Source organism: Pelobacter seleniigenes DSM 18267, assembly GCF_000711225.1.
In the GTDB taxonomy this organism is placed as follows: Bacteria; Desulfobacterota; Desulfuromonadia; order Desulfuromonadales; family Geopsychrobacteraceae; genus Seleniibacterium; species Seleniibacterium seleniigenes.
This window is the reverse complement of record NZ_JOMG01000004.1, coordinates 753,540-770,812: the sequence shown is the minus strand read 5'-3', so window position 1 is coordinate 770,812 and position 17,273 is coordinate 753,540. Positions and strand designations below refer to the sequence as shown.

Sequence of the window (17,273 nt, the reverse complement as noted above, 5' to 3'; positions counted from 1 at the left end):
GCCTTAATCCTGCACCTTGAACTGTTCATTGAATTTTCGGTAGAAAAGCTCATAAGCTCCCCTGACAACAACCAACTGGTCCTCTTTCAAGCCGGAAAGAACCTCGATCCAGCCGTCTTGCGTCATTCCTGTTTGGATGCTGAGCCGCTCATAGGTACCGTCTTTACCCACAAATAAAAATGGATGGTCCTGGGGATCATAAACGATTGCCGATTCCGGTACAGCCAGGACGCCGGACTTCGATTGAGCCACGATTTCCCCACCGACTGTTTGACCAGGTCGCAGTTGCGCGTCTATTTGCGGGCCTTCAATCCACACAGTCACAGCCCCTGTGCCGGAAGCCATCGGGAGAACTTGCCGGACAATGCCTGTGATGGTTTGGCTTTCACTGAGGCGAATAGCCGCCTCCCTGCCTTGCAACTCAAGGTCCCGTGGGGGAAAAAGTGATGCTTTGACTCGCAACCGATCCGTGTCGATGACGTCGCCGATAACTTGACCTGCGGCTACTCCCTGCCCCACGCTAACCCGCCGGTTGGTAAATATCCCCTTCATGGACGCAGTTATACGGCTTTGCCGGTTTAAGGTTGTCAGGTTCAACCGCGCATCGCGCAACTGCGTCTCCAGCCTGACCTTCGCTTCTTGCGCCGCAGCCACCTGGTCCTTGGTCGCCAACCGGGTCTTGAGGTTCTCTTCAAGGCGCACAAGTGTTTCCTGGCTAAGTTGAACCTGCGTTTCCAGGGATTCGATCTGAGCCGTGAGTCTGGCGCGGGTATCTTCGATTTGGGGGCCTCCCAGTCGGATTACGGATTGGCCCATTTTGACAGGGCGTTGATCCTCGGCATCGATGCTCTCGACCCGCCCAGCCACGAGAGCGGCCAATTCGATGGACGCCTGTGATTCCACTGTGCCGACCCAATGAACCTGAAGCGGGAAAGTGCGCTTAGTAGGATACGCGGTGCTGATCAGCGACTCGGGGGCGGATGATGAATCGGAGGCGGTTTTTCCGGCGACCGTCTCCCCGGGTTCGAAGTGCAAAAGGGCATAGGCTCCCAAGCCGATGATCGCGGCCACCAGCGCCAGGGTGATATAATTTTTACGCTTCATTGTTCTTTCTCCACACTGGACTTTATCGATACCGCTTCAGACGATTTGTCAGGTCCAGGAATTTCAAAAAAGCCTGTCGCCAGTTCGAGCGCGACCACGGCCTGGGCCAGTTGCCCTTTAAGATCAACAATTTTTATCTGCGCATCGATCAGATCAGTCCATGTACGGTAATAGACCAGGGCATCGGCTCGTCCATCGGCCAAAGCGGTGCGGTAGTCTTCCTCCAGCTTCCCAAGATCTGCTTCCGTTGCCTGGGCGGCGGCAATCTGCTCGTTCAAGAAACGAATACCGGATTCAACTTGTTTAATATCTGAGCGGGCTTCAAAAACACGGGTTATGTACTCATCGTAAAGCTTCTTGCGAGTTGCCCGCTCAACCGCTATTTTTCCCTGGCCTTGGTTAAAGATCGGCAACCCAATGTTTAGGCCGAATCCGGTTGTCCGTATGTTGTCTGTATCCCTGCTGAACGTAGGGCCGATAGTGATCTTTGGGAACTGCTCCAACACGGCCGCTCGAACCGCAGCTTCTTGACTGTCATACCCCCGCCGTAATGCGAGAAGATCCAATCGCCTTTGCTCAAGCCCGTCGATTAAAGACATATTCGGCAAGATGATCCTGGACGGCAGTGATAGGTTTTTACGCAAATGGATCTGCGAGTCAGTCGGAAGTCCCATCAATCGCAGCAGGTTCAGGCGTTGTTGATCGGCCTGTTTCTCAAGCGAGAGCAGCCGCTCATTCACGCTTGAATTGACGGTCCGGATTGAATTCAAATCGCTTGCGGTCATGAAACCGTTCGAGACGGCGTTCCGGACATACGCCAGGTTTTCCACCGCCTGTTTATGGACTTGTTCAAGCAGCGCAATTTGACTCCGCAGGCTCGACAATTGGTAGACGGCTGCCTTCGCCCCCTGGGCCACCTGCCACTCCCGCCAGGCGATATCCAAATCGACAGCCTCCCCTCGGGCCTTTGCCTCACGCACTTTTGAAGCCCTGGTGATAAGCGACGTCACATTCCAGTCCAACCCGAGCCCAAATGCGTTTACCCTGCCTGCCGTGTCGCCGCCTGTCGGCACGTCAAGGCTGTATGTCAACTCCGGATTAGGCAATAAACCTGCATCAAGAATCTGTGCGTCCGACAGTGCTCTTTGATCGCGAATCGCACGCAGGGATGGATTCAACAAAACCGCCAGAACGGCCGCGCCGTTAGGGGAGAGTCCCTCATCCGCCTTCAACTCGACCGGGTGGAGAATCGGATGCTTGATTTCACGCGCAAGCGCTCGCACCTGTCCCATGTCGGGAGACTGCAACCTGGCGCGAACCGCCTCCTCGGTGATGGGCATTGGGCGGTATGCGGCACAGCCACTGACGGTAACAAGGAACAAAAAAACGACTGCATGCCGCCAGTAGCGTGCCCATTTTTTAAGAGATTGTCTTGGTCGGGAATATTCACGTTTCATCGTTTGCTTGGAACTCCATCGGGCTCGGCATTTCGGCGTATGAGTAGAACTCCGCCATGCCAGACCACTCTACGATCCTCGTTCTCAGTGATAATCTCGTCACCCTTACGATTCACCAGTTTCATGGTGAATCGCCCGTTGAGTACTTCCGTCAGCCTCGTCAAAGGCAAGCCATACCTGCCGGAATCCGTCGCCAGAAGAATCATGTCGGCAAGGTGCCGCCGGTTTTGCACCTCTATCGTCCCCTCGAAAACGGGAGCGCCATTTTCCGATATCTTTAAATCCGTAGGCCAGAGTCTCAGCACCCATCGACGCGTTTCGTCGACGGGCTGAACAAGGCGCACCACATCGATTCGGCCATTATGCAAACGAGGCAACACCGGCAGTTCTCCAATCGGCGTGTCTGGAGAAAGCATCCTCAGGAGGTCTTTGAGGTCCAGCGGCGACGGTGTTTGCCATTGTTTGGATAAGAGATACCGGGTCAGCTCGTCGGTCGATCCCACCCACTGAATGGTAAGGGGCTGCTCCTTTTCGCCCGCCAGGTCAATCCGATAGGCGGGAAGGTCTCGCCATCCATCAGTCAGCCACGATGCAAGCGCCATGGTTTGCATCGTGTGGCGTGGAGCATAAAACGACAGATCCTTTTTATGCTGCCGGGTCACATGCCATCCACCGACAATGAGAACGACGCCTATGACGGCTCCAGCCAGCAGGCGCTTGGGCACAGGTTTATCCGCCTTTTTCAGGTAGGCGATACCGACTATAGTCGCCCAGCTCGTACCAATGAAATAGCCGCCCAACACATCGGAAAGCCAGTGTGCGCCCAGATAGAGTCGCGAAAATCCGATGATAAAGGCAATGAGTACAACGCTGGAGACCAATCCCCACCGCCAGGCAGAACCAATCTGTCTGACGATCAAGATGGCCAGAAACCCATAAAGAACCACACTCATGGTTGTGTGCCCACTGGGGAAGCTAAAGGCGGAGGCCCCGTCGTAAATAGACACGGGGCGCGGCAAGTGAATTGTCCACTTGAGCACTTGAACAGCCAGGAGTCCTCCGAGAACCGTTAAAGCCCAAAAAGACGCCGCCCGGTGGCAGCGTTTCACAAGCAGAACAAGCAGGACTGTGCAGAACAGAGCGATATTGACGAACGAATCGCCCAACTCGGTAACCGCGACAAAGGCATTATCTGCCCACGGGGTACGAAGAGATTGAAGAAAGTGGTATACCGCCTGGTCCGCGACAACCAGCGGGTCTTTTGCCAGAACATCCTGCAACACACCCAAAAAGCCCCATCCTGCGGCAAATAGGAGCAGAGTTAAAAATGCGAACAGCACTTCTTCTCCTTGTTCGCGAAAAATCAGGAGTGCAAGAAGTCGTTTAACTGGCCGGACTATTGTCCGTAGATGTAGAGATTCCGTCGTTGTCCATTGCTTCAAGCTGGCAAAAACCGCCGGTCCTTTGCGGTCTAATAGAGACAGGGTCTTGCGGGATATCCAGATGAGGCTCCATATCCCGGCCACGAATATCAACACGAGCACGGCCAATCTGGTACTGACGGTCCCGGCCACCGCAAGAGATGCTCCGAAAAAGACCCCCGGCAGGATATAAACCAACGCCCAGCCAATGGCCGAAAGAATGTTGACGACACTAAAACGCACCGGGCGCATGCCCAGCATCCCCGCCACGACCGGTATCACCGGACGCACCGGCCCCACGAAACGGCCGAAAAGAACGCTCTTGCCCCCGTGCCGATGAAAGAAGGATTCTCCCTTGTTTAACATTCCGGGGTAGCGTGAAAACGGCCAGATATTGACCAGCCTTTCTTTGTAATGATGTCCCAACCAGTAGCTGATACCGTCTCCGGCAATCGCTCCGATCATGGCCATTAGAAGAACGGGAAACAAGCTCAAGCTGCCTGTAGCCACAATCGCACCGACACCGAACATGATCACCGTGCCCGGCACCAGCAGTCCCACCAAAGCCAGGGATTCAGATAGAGAGATGATGAAAATCGCGCCGTAGGCCAGCCCGGGGTGATGGGTGATAAAGGCCAGTAACGTATTCAGGTAATGCATACGATTTATAGCCTCTCCGCAGGGCGCTTGCTCTTTCCAAAAAGTCGACCTGCAGCCTGATTAAAGATATGGATGAATCGTTCGTTCAATGGTCTTAGCGGTGTTACTGAAAAGCGCACGAACCAGGCGCTCATGGAACCAACGACCAAACTGCCGATCATGTCGAAGGGAAAATGGATGCCCGAATATACCCGTCCCCAGGCGGTAAACAATGCGATTGCCAACAACGAAAAACCGAAGACAGTACTACGCCGGGTGAAAAGCAGATAAAACGCAGCGGCGAACATGAGCGTGGCGTGGTCGCTGGGAAAGGAGGTTTCCGGCCCGTGGGCAAAAAGCGGATCGCAGAGACCGACCATGTATGGGCGCGGGTGAAAATAGAAGAGACCGATAATCTGGTTGACAACCAGGCCGAGAACCGCCGCCCAGGTCGCCTCAAGTAGGATTATTTTTCTTTGGTTGCCTGCAATGAACCACAGCGCGACAAATAGAATCGCCAAAATAAAGGGACCGCCTTCAGCAAAAAAGACGGCCAGGCCGTCCAACAGTGGACGTGTTCCAGCACCGGAATGAATCCAGGTGAAGATTTCTATATTGAGACTCGTTGTCATCGAGACACCTCTGAAAGTTGTCGCTGTCGCCATGCGTAAAGGGCAAGACCCATCAGCGCCAGCACTGCGAAAGCCGCCCCCGCATAGAAAGTGAAGGATGCGCCAAAGCGGTCCCAGAGGAGCCCTGCGGTGACGCTGGCGATCAACATGGCGATGCCGCTGACTAGGTTAAAAAAACCGAAGGCGGTGCCACGCAGATCCACAGGAGCGGTATCGGCAACCATGGTCGCAAGCAATCCCTGGGTAATTCCCATGTGAAAGCCCCACAAGGACACTCCGACAGCCACAGTGAGCCAATGATCATTTGCGGCCAAAACCAGATCGGCTGCGATCAGGACCATCAAGCCCAGCGATAGCAACTTGCCGTGGTTCATTCGATCCGACAGCCTGCCAAACGGATAGGCTGATCCCGAATAGACCACGTTCATGCCCATCATCACCAGCGGGACATAGGCGACTGGAATACCTCCCTGTTGGGCGCGAAGCACCAGGAATGCTTCACTGAACCGCGCCAAAGTGAACACCGCACCGATACCGACCACCCACCAGTACGCACCCGTCAGGCGCTTGAGGTTGTCACGACGAATCGGATTGGTGCGTTTCCCGCCGACGTGCCGCTCCGGTTCGCGTACACCGAACAGAAGCAGAACGACAGCGATCATGCCTGGGATGACAGCAACCCAAAACACGGCCCGGAAGTCATTGGCCCAGAGCAGCATCAGGCCGACCGCCATCAGAGGGCCAAGGAACGCACCCACTGTGTCGAGTGATTGGCGCAGGCCGAATGCCGCACCGCGCACCTCGACTGGCGCGATGTCCGCAACCAGTGCATCGCGCGGAGCGCCACGCACACCTTTCCCCACTCGATCCAGTATTCGTGCCGTGAAGACGACACCCGCAGTCGGCGCGATGGCAAACAACGGCTTGGTCAACGCGCCCAAGGAATAACCAAATACAGCCAGCCCCTTGCGCTTGCCCAGATAGTCGCTGAATGCGCCGGAGAAGACTTTGACAATGAGGGCTGTGGACTCGGCCAAACCTTCGATCAGACCAACAACGACCGTACTGGCACCCAAGGTGCCAACCAGAAATAGGGGAAGCAGGCTGTGGATCATCTCGGACGAGATGTCCATGAACATGCTCACCAAGCCAAGAGCCCAAATACTGATCGGGATACGCTTAAAAGGGGTGTTCGTGCTCATACCTTATTCTGAACTCCCCTGAATCCGTCTGGGGCGGCTTTGCCATTTGCGCCAATAGAAAAACACAATAACGCCGCACCCCGCTATCAACATCAAAGTGACCCATTGCAGATTTTGCAACACGAGCTGTTCGTTACGGCCAAACCAGAACCCCAAACCGGCCAACACCAGCACCCATAACCCAGCGCCTAACGCCGTTGCGACGCAAAAGGTAAAGACACCCATGCGAGCCAATCCCGCCGGTAACGAGATGTATTGGCGGATTCCCGGCAACAGCCGACCGATAAATGTGCTGATATGCCCATGGCGGTCAAAAAAACGGTCAGCCTTTTCCAGAGAATGGTGGCTGACCAGCAGGTATCGCCCGTACTTTTCAAAGAACGGTCTCCCGAACTTCATGGCGATCCAGTAGTTGAACACAGCCCCCAGCAGGCTGCCCAGCGTGCCGCAAAAAATGACCATCCCGATATTCATTTTTCCGCTTGCCGCAAGATAGGCGGCCGGTGGGATCACCACCTCGCTGGGAAATGGGAAAAACGACGATTCCAGGGCCATGAGCATGACAATGCCGGGATACCCCCACTCACCAACGGTATGAGACAACCAAACAATGAATTGATGAAACATTTCAACGCCTTCCTATTTCGGCCATCGGGTATGAGTCTTTTTTCTCAAACCGATAGCCGCAATGACCACCACAAAGGCGAATTTCCTCGATGTCCCGTTGATCAATTGGGAAAACCTTGCAGGCACTGGGACGGCACGAACCATAGACAAGACATCTCCCTTGTTTTGTCAGCGTGGGACATGTAAAGAGCAGATTGCAGCAACTTCCACATTGCCGGCAATCGCCATGACGGACCATGAGTTGTGTTTGAATATATTGTTTTCTAAAATGGACCAGCCAGAAACGTCGGATCTTACCGGTGATGTGAAGTAAAAAGCGGGAATCCGTGACTACACGGCCGATTGCGCTAATCAAATGATCAAGTGAAACGGGCAAAACAGAAGTTCGGTCAACCCATCTGTGTACATTTGAACTAAATGATTTCATATTCTTTCCTATAGACCGCCGGTGCCATCAATGGAATTGAGAGGCGGCGGGGTTTATTGAATCCATATCATTTTCGTCGTCAGCAGGAATACCGTCGTCGCCACGGCAATAGCCACACGGTAGTAGCCAAAGATCTCCAATCCATGCCGGGACAGGTAGCTCACCATCCATTTCACGGAAACGACTGCGGCGATGAAGGCCACCACTACGCCGACGATCAGCGAATAATGATCGAATGTCTGAAGCATCAATTGACCATGCTTCAACGTGTCATATGCCGTGGCCGCGCCGAGCGTCACGACTCCCAACAAAAAACTGTATTCGACGGCCGCCTCCATTGTCAGCCCTACCAGCAGGCCGCCCACAATGGTAACCAGGCTACGACTGACCCCAGGCCACATGGCGATGCATTGGGCAAAACCGATGATCAAGGCCATCTGCCAGGTCATGTCCTCCAGTAGGCTACCGAGTCGTGTCCCCTGATTCCTTTTTCGGTTGCGCCAGCTCACGGCCAATATGGCGAGGCCGCCGAGCAGCCATGCGATGACAACAGGCCACGGCCCGAAAAGGTACGATTTGATCACTTTGTTGAACAGCAAGCCTAAAACCGCCGCAGGCAGAAACCCGGCCGTCACGTTGAATAGCAGACGGCGGCCGGTGGAATCCTTGCCCACCACCCCAAGCAAGATCTGTTTGATCCTCCCGAAATAGAGCCAAAGCACGGCCAGGATGGCTCCTGCCTGAATACAGATGGTGTAAGCGTCAACGGCTTCCTTGGTTTGTTCACGCTGCGCTGGAGATTGATAAGGATCTTCGCCGATACCCATGATCTTTTCCGCCAGCAGGAGATGGCCCGTGGAGCTGACAGGCAAATATTCCGTAAGTCCTTCGACCACGCCCAAAACCACGGCCTGGGGGGTGGTCATCATTTTCTGTTCAACAGCGACCACCGGATTTGCTCCAAGCGTTCCTTCAGAGCCGAGAGCCGAAAAGGAACACGCCAACAATGTCAAACCGACGATGAAGGCTGTATGTAATCTTTTCCCCATGGGCACTATTTCTCCATGTCTTGAAAGTTCATTTCATCTCCAAACATGCGACTAATATAGGAGGTCGAAGTTTACCGGAACATTCGCCCAAGTTTACTTTTTGGTAAACTTCAGGAGCGATCAGGAGACGATGAGGCGGGAAGGAAGAAAGAGAAGGTGCTGCCATGCTCGGAGCTTTGCACGGTGATGTCGCCTCCATGAGCATGAACGATAGCCAGGGCCAGGCTGAGCCCGAGGCCGCTTCCTGGGGTGGAGCGGCTATGATCGCAACGGTAGAATCGCTCAAAAATATGAGGGAGGTCGTTTTCGTTAATACCGATACCGGTATCGGCAATAGCAACTTTCACATTTCCCGCTTCAATCTCGATTGAAACGGTTATTACGCCACCATGGGGCGTGTACTTGATGGCATTGTCCAAAAGGTTCGACACCACGCGCTGAAGTCTGCGCCGGTCACCAACGACCGTTGCCGTCCTGTACGGTTTGTTCAGTCGGATATCGATGCCTTTATCCTCGGCCATGGGCGTGAACAGGTCTGCGGCTTCTTCGACGAGTTCGAGAAGATCCAAGAGAACCAGATCGAGGTCCACAGTACCGGAATCTGTCTTTGCAATTTCGAGCATGGTGCCGATCATCTCGATGAGGTCGTCGCATCCGTCTATGACCGAAGCCACCGTTTCTTTATACTCGCAAAGATCATCGTTTCCCTTGAGCGTCGTTTCGGCCATCCCTCGGATTCGGGTGATAGGGGTGCGCAATTCGTGGGCGACATTGTCGGTGACCTGCCGAAACTCGCCCAGGAGAATCTCTATCCGTTCGAGCATGGCGTTGAAGGCCAGGGCCAGGGCGTTTATCTCTTCCCCTTCGTCGGTCAGCGGCACCCTTCGGCCAAGATCGTTTCTTCCGATGCCAGTCGCCGTGTCCGTGACTCTTTGAACTCCGGCCATGGCTTTTCGGGCCAGCAAAAAGCCGAAAAGACCTCCGCACCCCACCATGACCATGAGAGCGACACCGAACGTTTCCCGGTATCTCTCCAGAATAAGCTCCTCACGCTGAAGCGAACTGCCGACGTCGATCCATTCTCCGCCGCTGATCGGCATGGAAAGCAACCTGATCTTATGCCTTTGCCTACGCAGAGATATAGTCCGATAAGACGGCTGGCTTTCTTGAACAGAGGGCTCTTTTGAGCGGGTTATATCGAGTTCCTTCCATTGACTCAGATTGGAAGATGCCAGGGGGATTCCGCTGGACGAAAGCAACTGAAAAAGCACGTGGCCCGTGCCTTGCGACTCCGCCTCTCGCGCGAACTCGGCCTGAAGCGCTTTGATGCCGTGTTCCCGGTAAAGCGTCACGAATTCCTTCGATTTGTCCAAAAGCTCACTGTCCGTCTGGGCCTGGAGACGCAATGCCAGAGACACATAAACGACCAGAAACACCGCCACGGATAGGGCGCTGAAGACACCAAGATACCAAAGGGTCAACCGGAAGGTTGTTGTCCTTAGGAATCTACGCCCGCTCTTCCAGAACATAGCCGACTCCCCTGACTGTGTGGATAAGGTCGTTCCCGAATGGGCGGTCGACCTTGTCCCGCAGCCGGCATACGCGAGCTTCCACCACTGTGGTCCGAGGATCGAAGTTGTAATCCCAAACGTGCTCCATGATCATCGTTTTCGATACAACCCGGCCCATGTTCCTCATCAAATACTCCAGCAAGGCGAATTCCTTGGGTTGCAAATCGATTGAAACCCCGTCACGAAAGACCTTTCGCTTCACCAAATCCATTTCGAGATTGCCGACGGAGAGAAACGTCGGTGCATCCTCTCGAGTAGCCCTTCTGATGAGAGCCTGAAGACGCGCGACCAACTCCGAGAAAGCGAAGGGCTTTACCAGATAATCGTCGCCTCCCGCCTGTAACCCCTTGATACGGTCATCCACCGAACCCTTGGCGCTTAAAACGATAACCGGGGTATGAACCCGGTTGCTGCGCATTTCGTCTATCAGGGCCAGACCATCCAATTTGGGCAACATCACGTCGACCACCGCAGCGTCATAAGGCTCTGTAAGGGCGAAATGAAGTCCGTCTTCGCCATTGGAGGCAAGGTCCACGGCGAAGCCTTCCTGTCGTAATCCCTTGGCAATGAATTGCAGGGTTTGTTTGTCGTCTTCAACGACAAGAATCCTCACAGCGCCTCTCCTCTCGGCGATTGTCCGGCCTGTTGCTGGTAGGTCACGCCGAAAATGGTGTCGCCCAGCCACTTCTTGAAAGACGGGTTGTCGCTGAACTGCTTGAACAGTTCGGTATGGTCGGACAGGAGGTCGATCATGACGCGCTGTAGCGCGGCGTCGTGCTCAATCCGGGCGGTCTTCTTGTCGTTGTTCTTCATGGCGTTCTGGTAGGCCGCGTCCGCCGCCACCTTGGCCGGGATCTCCTCGGCGATAACCTTGCGGATCTTGTCGCCGTCCTTCCAATCGATGTTGCCGAACTGGTCGTTGAACGCCTTGATGATGTTGCTCAGTTGGTCCAGCTCAGGTTCCGGTTTGCGGCCGCCGCCGCTGGTCGGCACCGGTCCGATTTCGGCATCCTGATCCGGAAGGCCAATCTTCAGGCTGGTTTTCACCTCGACACGGTAGCTGTCCATGTCGATGGCCTCCAGGATGCCCCGGGACAGGTCCTCTTCCTTGGGCGCGGGGAGTTTCGGGATCAGGAAATTCAGAAAGATCGACAGCTTTTCCCAGTCGGCATTCGAGTACGCCAGAATCGAGGACAGAAAGCCGTAGGTGCGGACGAAAGCCTTGGCCTTGCCCTTGAAGTCCACCTGGCCGTCTTCATCGAGATCGGCGTTGTAGGTGGCCACGCAGGCATCCAGGATCGGGTCGAGCTTGTCGCGGTCCGCGCCGTTCAGGTAGAGCCCCACCAGGTCGTCGATTTGCGTTTGCGAATAGACCTGGTAGCCGTCCAGATCCGACTTCAGATCATGGAGCTTGTTGGGGTCGGTCTCGTCACTGAGGATGGTGGTCCGGTAATAGGGCTCGAACGACTTCTGGATGGTCTCCGAGTCGTTGTAGAAATCGAGCACAAAAGTGTCGTGCTTCTGCGGATGGGCGCGATTGAGCCGCGAGAGGGTCTGCACCGCCTTGATGCTGGAAAGCGCCTTGTCCACGTACATGGTGTGCAGCAGTGGTTCGTCGTAGCCGGTCTGATACTTGTCGGCGACGATCAGGAAGCGGTACGGGTCCTGCTGAACCTTGTCCGGGATCTGACTGCTGGGAAAGCCGTTCAGGGTCGCCTCAGTGACCTTTTTGCCGCCGTACTCGTGCTCCCCGGAAAAAGCCACGATGGGCTCGTAAGGGCTCTTGCGCTCCTTGAGGTAATCCTTGAAGGCGTGGAAATACTGGATGGCCCGCACAATGCCGTTGGTGATGACCATGGCCCGGGCATGGCCGCCGATCTTGCGATGGCCGATCACCTGGGCGTGGAAGTGGTCCACCATGATCTCGGCCTTCTCGCGGATGGCATGCTCGTGGGACTCCACATAGCGACGCAGCTTCTTCTGGGCTTTCTTGGCGTCGAAGAGCGGGTCGTCCTCCACGGTCTTGGCCAGGCGGTAATAACTCTCAACCGGGGTGTAGTTCTTCAGCACATCGAGGATGAAGCCCTCCTGGATGGCCTGTTTCATGGTGTAGCTGTGGAACGGGTGATGCTTTACTGTGCCGTCGGGTTGCGGGTCCGGCTCGCCGAAGATCTCCAGGGTCTTGTTCTTTGGGGTCGCGGTGAAGGCAAAGTAGCTGGCGTTGGTCACCATCTTCCGGCCTTCCATGATCTTGTTGATCTTGTCCTCGACTGTCTCTTCCCCCTCGGCATCAGAGCCGCCGTAGGGCGCGGTCTCTTCCAGCACACGGTTCATGGCGGCGGTGGTCTTGCCGCCCTGGCTGGAATGGGCCTCGTCGATGATGATGGCGAACTTGCTCTGGCGGTGTTCGTCGCCGATCTCATCGAGTATGAACGGGAACTTCTGCACGGTGGTGATGATGATTTTCTTCCCGGCCTTGAGGAATTTGCGCAGGTCGCCGGAGTGTTCGGCATGGCCGACGGTGGCGGAGACCTGGGCGAACTGCTTGATGGTGTCGCGGATCTGTTTGTCGAGCACCCGTCGGTCGGTGACCACGATGACCGAATCGAACAACGCCTTGCTCTCGTGCTCCAGCCCCACGAGCTGGTGCGCCAGCCAGGCGATGGAGTTACTTTTGCCGCTGCCCGCCGAGTGCTGGATCAGGTAGCGCCTGCCGATGCCACTCTCAGCGGCATTGGCCAGCAGCATGCGCACCACCTTCAACTGGTGGTAGCGAGGGAAAATCTGCTTGCACCTCTTTTTGCCGGTCTTCTCGTCCTTTTCCTCCACCACCTGGGCGTAGTTTTCCAGGATATCGGTCAACCCCTCTTTGGAGAGGGTCTCCTTCCACAGGTAATCGGTGGCGAGCCCATGAGGGTTCGGCGGATTGCCAGCGCCGTCGTTGTAGCCTTTGTCGAAGGGCAGAAACCACGAGCCCTTGCCCTTGAGGTGGGTACAGAAACGCACCTCGTGATCGTCCACGGCAAAATGGACGACGCAACGGCCGAACTGAAACAGCAGCTCCTTCGGGTCGCGGTCGCGCTGGTACTGCTGCACGGCATCGAGCACCGTCTGCTTGGTGAGCTTATTTTTGAGTTCGAAGGTGGCGATGGGCAGGCCGTTGATGAACACGGCCATGTCGAGGGAGAGAGCAGTCTCGTTGCGGCTGTAGCGGAGCTGGCGGGTGACGCTGAAGATGTTGGCCGCGAACCGTTCCGCTGCCTTCACGTTGCCCGGCGTCGGCGTGCCGTAGAAAATGTCCACATGGGCCGGGCCGTGCTTGATGCCGCCGCGCAGCACGTCTACCACGCCGCGCTTGGCGATCTCGCCCTGCAGGCGGTGCAGGAACTGGGTGCGCTTGGGGCCTTCCTCGTCGATGCCGAGAGCCTCAAAGGTATCGGGCTGGGTGGCGGCGAGAAATTGCAGCAACTTGGCCAGGTCGACGGCATGTTCGCGGTCGTAGTCCTGCGGGTCGCCTTGAACATATCCGGCATCCTCCACAAGGGAGGCGACGATGATCGATTCCAGGCCCTTTTCGCTGGTGTCAGTCGGTTTCATCCATATCCCCCTCGTCATCGATCACGTCATCGGACTCACTGGTGTCCTCATCTATCGCAAGCAGTTCGTCCACAGCAACATCCGGCACCTCGATGCCGCGTACATCCACCTGACCGGTGACCACATCGGAAATCAGCCGGGTGCGGTATTCGCGCATCAGTTCGATCTCACGCTCGGCCCTTGAAATCGCCTGGCTTATCTCGGCGCACTTCTCATTGATGTGAGCAATAATCGCCCGCTGTTCGTCCAACGGCGGGAGTGGGAAGAACGCTCCCTTGATTGCACCTTGCGCCAAGCCAAAGCGAGTAACGCCGGTGGCGGCAATCCGGAACTGGTCTGCCACGGGGTCGGATGAGAAGGCCCTGAACAGAAACTCGCCTTCGATTTCCCCTGAGAACGGTCTGATCAAGGCCAAGTGATAGGCACAAACGACGCCTGGAATTGCCTCGGGCACGAAAGTGGGAATGGCGATGTCATCCCAGCTTTCGGAGTCCTTGGTGATGATCACGTCACCCGCTTTCAGCTCAAAAGCGCGAATTTCTTCCAGCGTGGCCGTGGCCTTCATGAAATCGATGGCAGCGGTGATGCGGTCGTTCTTGTAAACGTCCACGTAGTTGCAGAGCATGACCGGGACTTCGTCCTCGTTCGTGTTCTTGTCGACGCCACTTGCCCTGACCGCCGCCAGCGTGCGGAGCCGTCTGGCGTCCCAATGCTCCGGAATATCTCCGATCCATTCCACGCCGCTGGGCTTGAAATTGACCTTGGGATCAAGCCCCCGGGTCACGGCTTGGTTGATGACGTTCTGCTTCTGCTCCTTGAGCAGTTCGATGAGCCGCCGCTTGTTGCGGATGAATTTACGGAACAAGCGGTCCTGCGCCTTCAGGAATCGTGCGATGGTCTGTTGCTCTTCCTGCGGAGGGCAGACCACCGGCATGCTCAGAAATTTATCGGGATAGAGCCTGAGCCGTGAAGAGCGAATGCCCGTTGACCGGCAAATATATTCCGACCGATATCCTTCAATCCGCAACAGATGATCGAGATAATAGTTATCGTAGGCCTGGTTGCCTCTTGGCCGGTAAACGCCATAAGCGGGGCTTACAATTCCAGCATGATTCGAGACACCGAGTGCAGACATCCAGGCCCACATCGTATTGATGACCAGATCGCCTGGTTGGCAGCATTTTTGGCCGACATTCGACTCGGCCTTGAACATGGTTACGTTCTTCTGGCTGCGGGGTGTCACTCCCGTGATGTGCGACACCGAGAGCATTTCTTCGTCGCCTGCCTGGGAGCGTTCATCGATCTCTTTGAAGTAATATTTTGCCCGCTTCTCAGGCCAATGCGCGGGAATGCTCCCGACCCAGCTCACACCCGCGTCCTTGTAGTCTGGATAAGGGGCCAGCTTCATTACTCAGCCTCCCCGACAATCTGTTCCAGCAGCCCTTCGGTTTCCTGCTCCAGGGCATAGATGTCATCCTTAATCTCATCCAGGGTGCGCATGGGCGCTGGCCGATAGAAATGGCGGGTGAAGGAGATCTCGTAACCCACCTGTGTCTTACCCGGGTCGATCCAGGCATCCGGGGTGTAGGGCAGCACCTCGCGCCGGAAGAACGCATCGATACCGCCTTCCTCCAGCAGCGGCACCTGCTCGCTGTCGCGCAGAGCGGTATCCGGCTCGTATTCGACCACGCAGGTCTTACCATTCACCTCGGCCTCGAACAGTCCGTGGATGGGGTCGGGCGTGGCCTTGCCGGGCTTGTAAATCTTCTTCAGCACCGGCGCGGCATCCTCGCTGGTGTCGCAGAGCTCGCTTTGCAGCAGCTTCTTGCGCTTGGCGGTGAGCTTGACGCCGTGTTTGTCGGCATCGGTGTCGCAGGCATCCATGAAGGCGTTGAAATCCAGGTGCGGCCCAGCACCGAGGGGCTCGGCCACGCGACTGGCCAGGTTGGCCAGCGGCTCTTCCTTCGCCTTGGTGCAGGTTTTCACAAACCGTTCCAGCCGGGCCGGGCTCAGGTCAACGGCGAGGCGCAGCGGGCGGTCCACCGTCACCTTCCAGTAGCCGAAGGCCTCGTTGGGGAAGATCTTGGATTTCTCGGTCTCGACCGGATTGACCACTAGGTCGCAGATGGCGCGGATGTGTTCCTCGGAGAATTCGCAATTCTTCTTCCCAAGATTGCGGCGCAGCGGAACGTACCATTCGGTGGTGTCGATGAGCTGGACCTTGCCCTTGCGTTCCTCGCTCTTGCGGTTGGTCAGTACCCAGATGTAGGTAGCGATGCCGGTGTTGTAGAACATGTTCTCCGGCAGGGCGATGATGGCCTCCAGCCAGTCGTTTTCGATGATCCAGCGGCGGATGTTGCTCTCACCCTGACCGGCGTCGCCGGTGAAGAGCGACGAGCCGTTGTGAACCTCGGCGATGCGGCTGCCGAGGCGGGTGGTGTGCTTCATCTTGGAGAGCTTGTTGACCAGGAACATGAGCTGCCCGTCCGAGGAACGGGTGATCATCTTGTATTCCGGGTCGCCGCCGTGCTGGGTGACGAAGCGCGGGTCTTTGATGTCGCCCTTGCCGCCCAGGCGCTCCAAGTCGGTCTTCCAGCTCTTGCCGTAGGGCGGATTGGAGAGCATGAAGTCGAATTCCTGCGACGGGAAGGCATCGCTGGAGAGCGTGGAGCCGTACTTCATGTTCTCTGCCTCGGCCCCTTCGCCTTTCAGCAGCAGGTCGGCTTTTGTGATTGCATAAGTTTCAGGGTTTATTTCCTGCCCATATAGATGAATAGAAACATCCTTGCTGTGGTTTGCCGCCAGTTCGGTCAGGCGCTCCTCCGCCACGGTCAGCATGCCGCCGGTGCCGCAGGCCCCGTCGTAAACGAGGTAAGTGCCGGACTCGATATCACCCTTCACCGGCAGGAAAATCAGGTCGGCCATGAGCTTGACCACGTCGCGGGGCGTGAAGTGCTCTCCGGCTTCTTCGTTGTTCTCTTCGTTGAAACGGCGGATCAGCTCCTCGAAGATGGTGCCCATGGAGTGGTTGTCGAGCGCCGGAAGGATCTCGTTGCCGTCCACGTCCTGCACCGGCTTCGGGCTGAGGTTGATGCGGCCGTCGAGGAACTTCTCGATCAGGTGGCCGAGGATGTCCGCCTCGATCAACGTGGGGATCTGGTTGCGGAACTTGAACTTGTCGAGGATCTCCTGGACGTTGGGCGAAAAGCCGTCCAGGTAGGCTTCGAAATCGGCCTTGAGTTGCTGTTGCTTGGCACGGTTCTTCAGGTCGCGCAGGGTAAAGGGCGAAACGTTGTAAAAGGCCTCGCCGGAGGCCTGGCAGAGCGCGGCGTGTTGATTGGCGATCCCGGCCCCGTCGAGCTGCTTCTTCATGCCGAGCACCTTTTCTTTGCTCGGCTCCAAGAGCGCATCGAGGCGGCGGATAACCGTCATCGGCAGGATCACATCGCGGTACTTGCCGCGCACATAGACATCGCGCAACACGTCGTCGGCGATACCCCAGATAAAATTCACGATGCTGTTGTGGATCACATGGTTCATAGCCCGT

At 56.2% G+C, this 17,273-nt stretch carries 12 protein-coding genes; all 12 read right to left on the bottom strand.

From position 1 onward, the window contains the following. Window positions 1–3: 3 nt before the first annotated feature. Window positions 4–1,104: an efflux RND transporter periplasmic adaptor subunit gene (locus N909_RS0120545; RefSeq protein ID WP_029917997.1), complete on the bottom strand. Its 1,101-nt coding sequence runs from the start codon at window positions 1,102–1,104 to the stop codon at window positions 4–6. Then, entirely contained in the window at window positions 1,101–2,561 is a 1,461-nt protein-coding gene (locus tag N909_RS0120540) for a TolC family protein (RefSeq protein ID WP_029917996.1), read from the bottom strand. The genes N909_RS0120545 and N909_RS0120540 overlap by 4 nt, the downstream gene beginning before the upstream one ends. Continuing rightward, window positions 2,558–4,642 (bottom strand): bifunctional DedA family/phosphatase PAP2 family protein, encoded by a 2,085-nt coding sequence (locus tag N909_RS0120535; protein WP_051689988.1) that lies wholly within the window; start codon window positions 4,640–4,642, stop codon window positions 2,558–2,560. The genes N909_RS0120540 and N909_RS0120535 overlap by 4 nt, the downstream gene beginning before the upstream one ends. A 5-nt stretch (window positions 4,643–4,647) precedes the next feature. Continuing rightward, window positions 4,648–5,253 carry an undecaprenyl-diphosphatase gene (locus N909_RS0120530; RefSeq protein ID WP_051689987.1) on the bottom strand — a complete coding sequence of 202 codons (606 nt, stop codon included), beginning with the start codon at window positions 5,251–5,253 and terminating at the stop codon, window positions 4,648–4,650. Beyond that, window positions 5,250–6,455, bottom strand: coding sequence for an MFS transporter (locus tag N909_RS0120525; RefSeq protein WP_029917993.1), 1,206 nt, complete (start codon window positions 6,453–6,455; stop codon window positions 5,250–5,252). Before N909_RS0120525 ends, N909_RS0120530 begins: the two co-directional genes overlap by 4 nt. Before the next feature lie 3 nt (window positions 6,456–6,458). After that, complete coding sequence (locus N909_RS0120520) at window positions 6,459–7,082, bottom strand: DedA family protein (protein WP_029917992.1); 624 nt, start codon at window positions 7,080–7,082, stop codon at window positions 6,459–6,461. A gap of 480 nt (window positions 7,083–7,562) precedes the next feature. Further along, window positions 7,563–8,558: an undecaprenyl-diphosphate phosphatase gene (locus N909_RS0120510; RefSeq protein WP_211254003.1), complete on the bottom strand. Its 996-nt coding sequence runs from the start codon at window positions 8,556–8,558 to the stop codon at window positions 7,563–7,565. Between the two features lie 110 nt (window positions 8,559–8,668). Then, on the bottom strand, window positions 8,669–10,087 hold the full coding sequence (locus tag N909_RS0120505) for a sensor histidine kinase (protein ID WP_051689986.1): 1,419 nt from the start codon (window positions 10,085–10,087) through the stop codon (window positions 8,669–8,671). After that, entirely contained in the window at window positions 10,065–10,742 is a 678-nt protein-coding gene (locus N909_RS0120500) for a response regulator (protein WP_029917988.1), read from the bottom strand. Before N909_RS0120500 ends, N909_RS0120505 begins: the two co-directional genes overlap by 23 nt. Further along, window positions 10,739–13,726 carry a type I restriction endonuclease subunit R gene (locus tag N909_RS0120495; RefSeq protein WP_029917987.1) on the bottom strand — a complete coding sequence of 996 codons (2,988 nt, stop codon included), beginning with the start codon at window positions 13,724–13,726 and terminating at the stop codon, window positions 10,739–10,741. Before N909_RS0120495 ends, N909_RS0120500 begins: the two co-directional genes overlap by 4 nt. Continuing rightward, complete coding sequence (locus N909_RS0120490; protein ID WP_029917986.1) at window positions 13,713–15,134, bottom strand: restriction endonuclease subunit S; 1,422 nt, start codon at window positions 15,132–15,134, stop codon at window positions 13,713–13,715. The genes N909_RS0120495 and N909_RS0120490 overlap by 14 nt, the downstream gene beginning before the upstream one ends. Then, window positions 15,134–17,266 carry a type I restriction-modification system subunit M gene (locus N909_RS0120485; RefSeq protein ID WP_029917985.1) on the bottom strand — a complete coding sequence of 711 codons (2,133 nt, stop codon included), beginning with the start codon at window positions 17,264–17,266 and terminating at the stop codon, window positions 15,134–15,136. The genes N909_RS0120490 and N909_RS0120485 overlap by 1 nt, the downstream gene beginning before the upstream one ends. Window positions 17,267–17,273 lie beyond the last annotated feature (7 nt).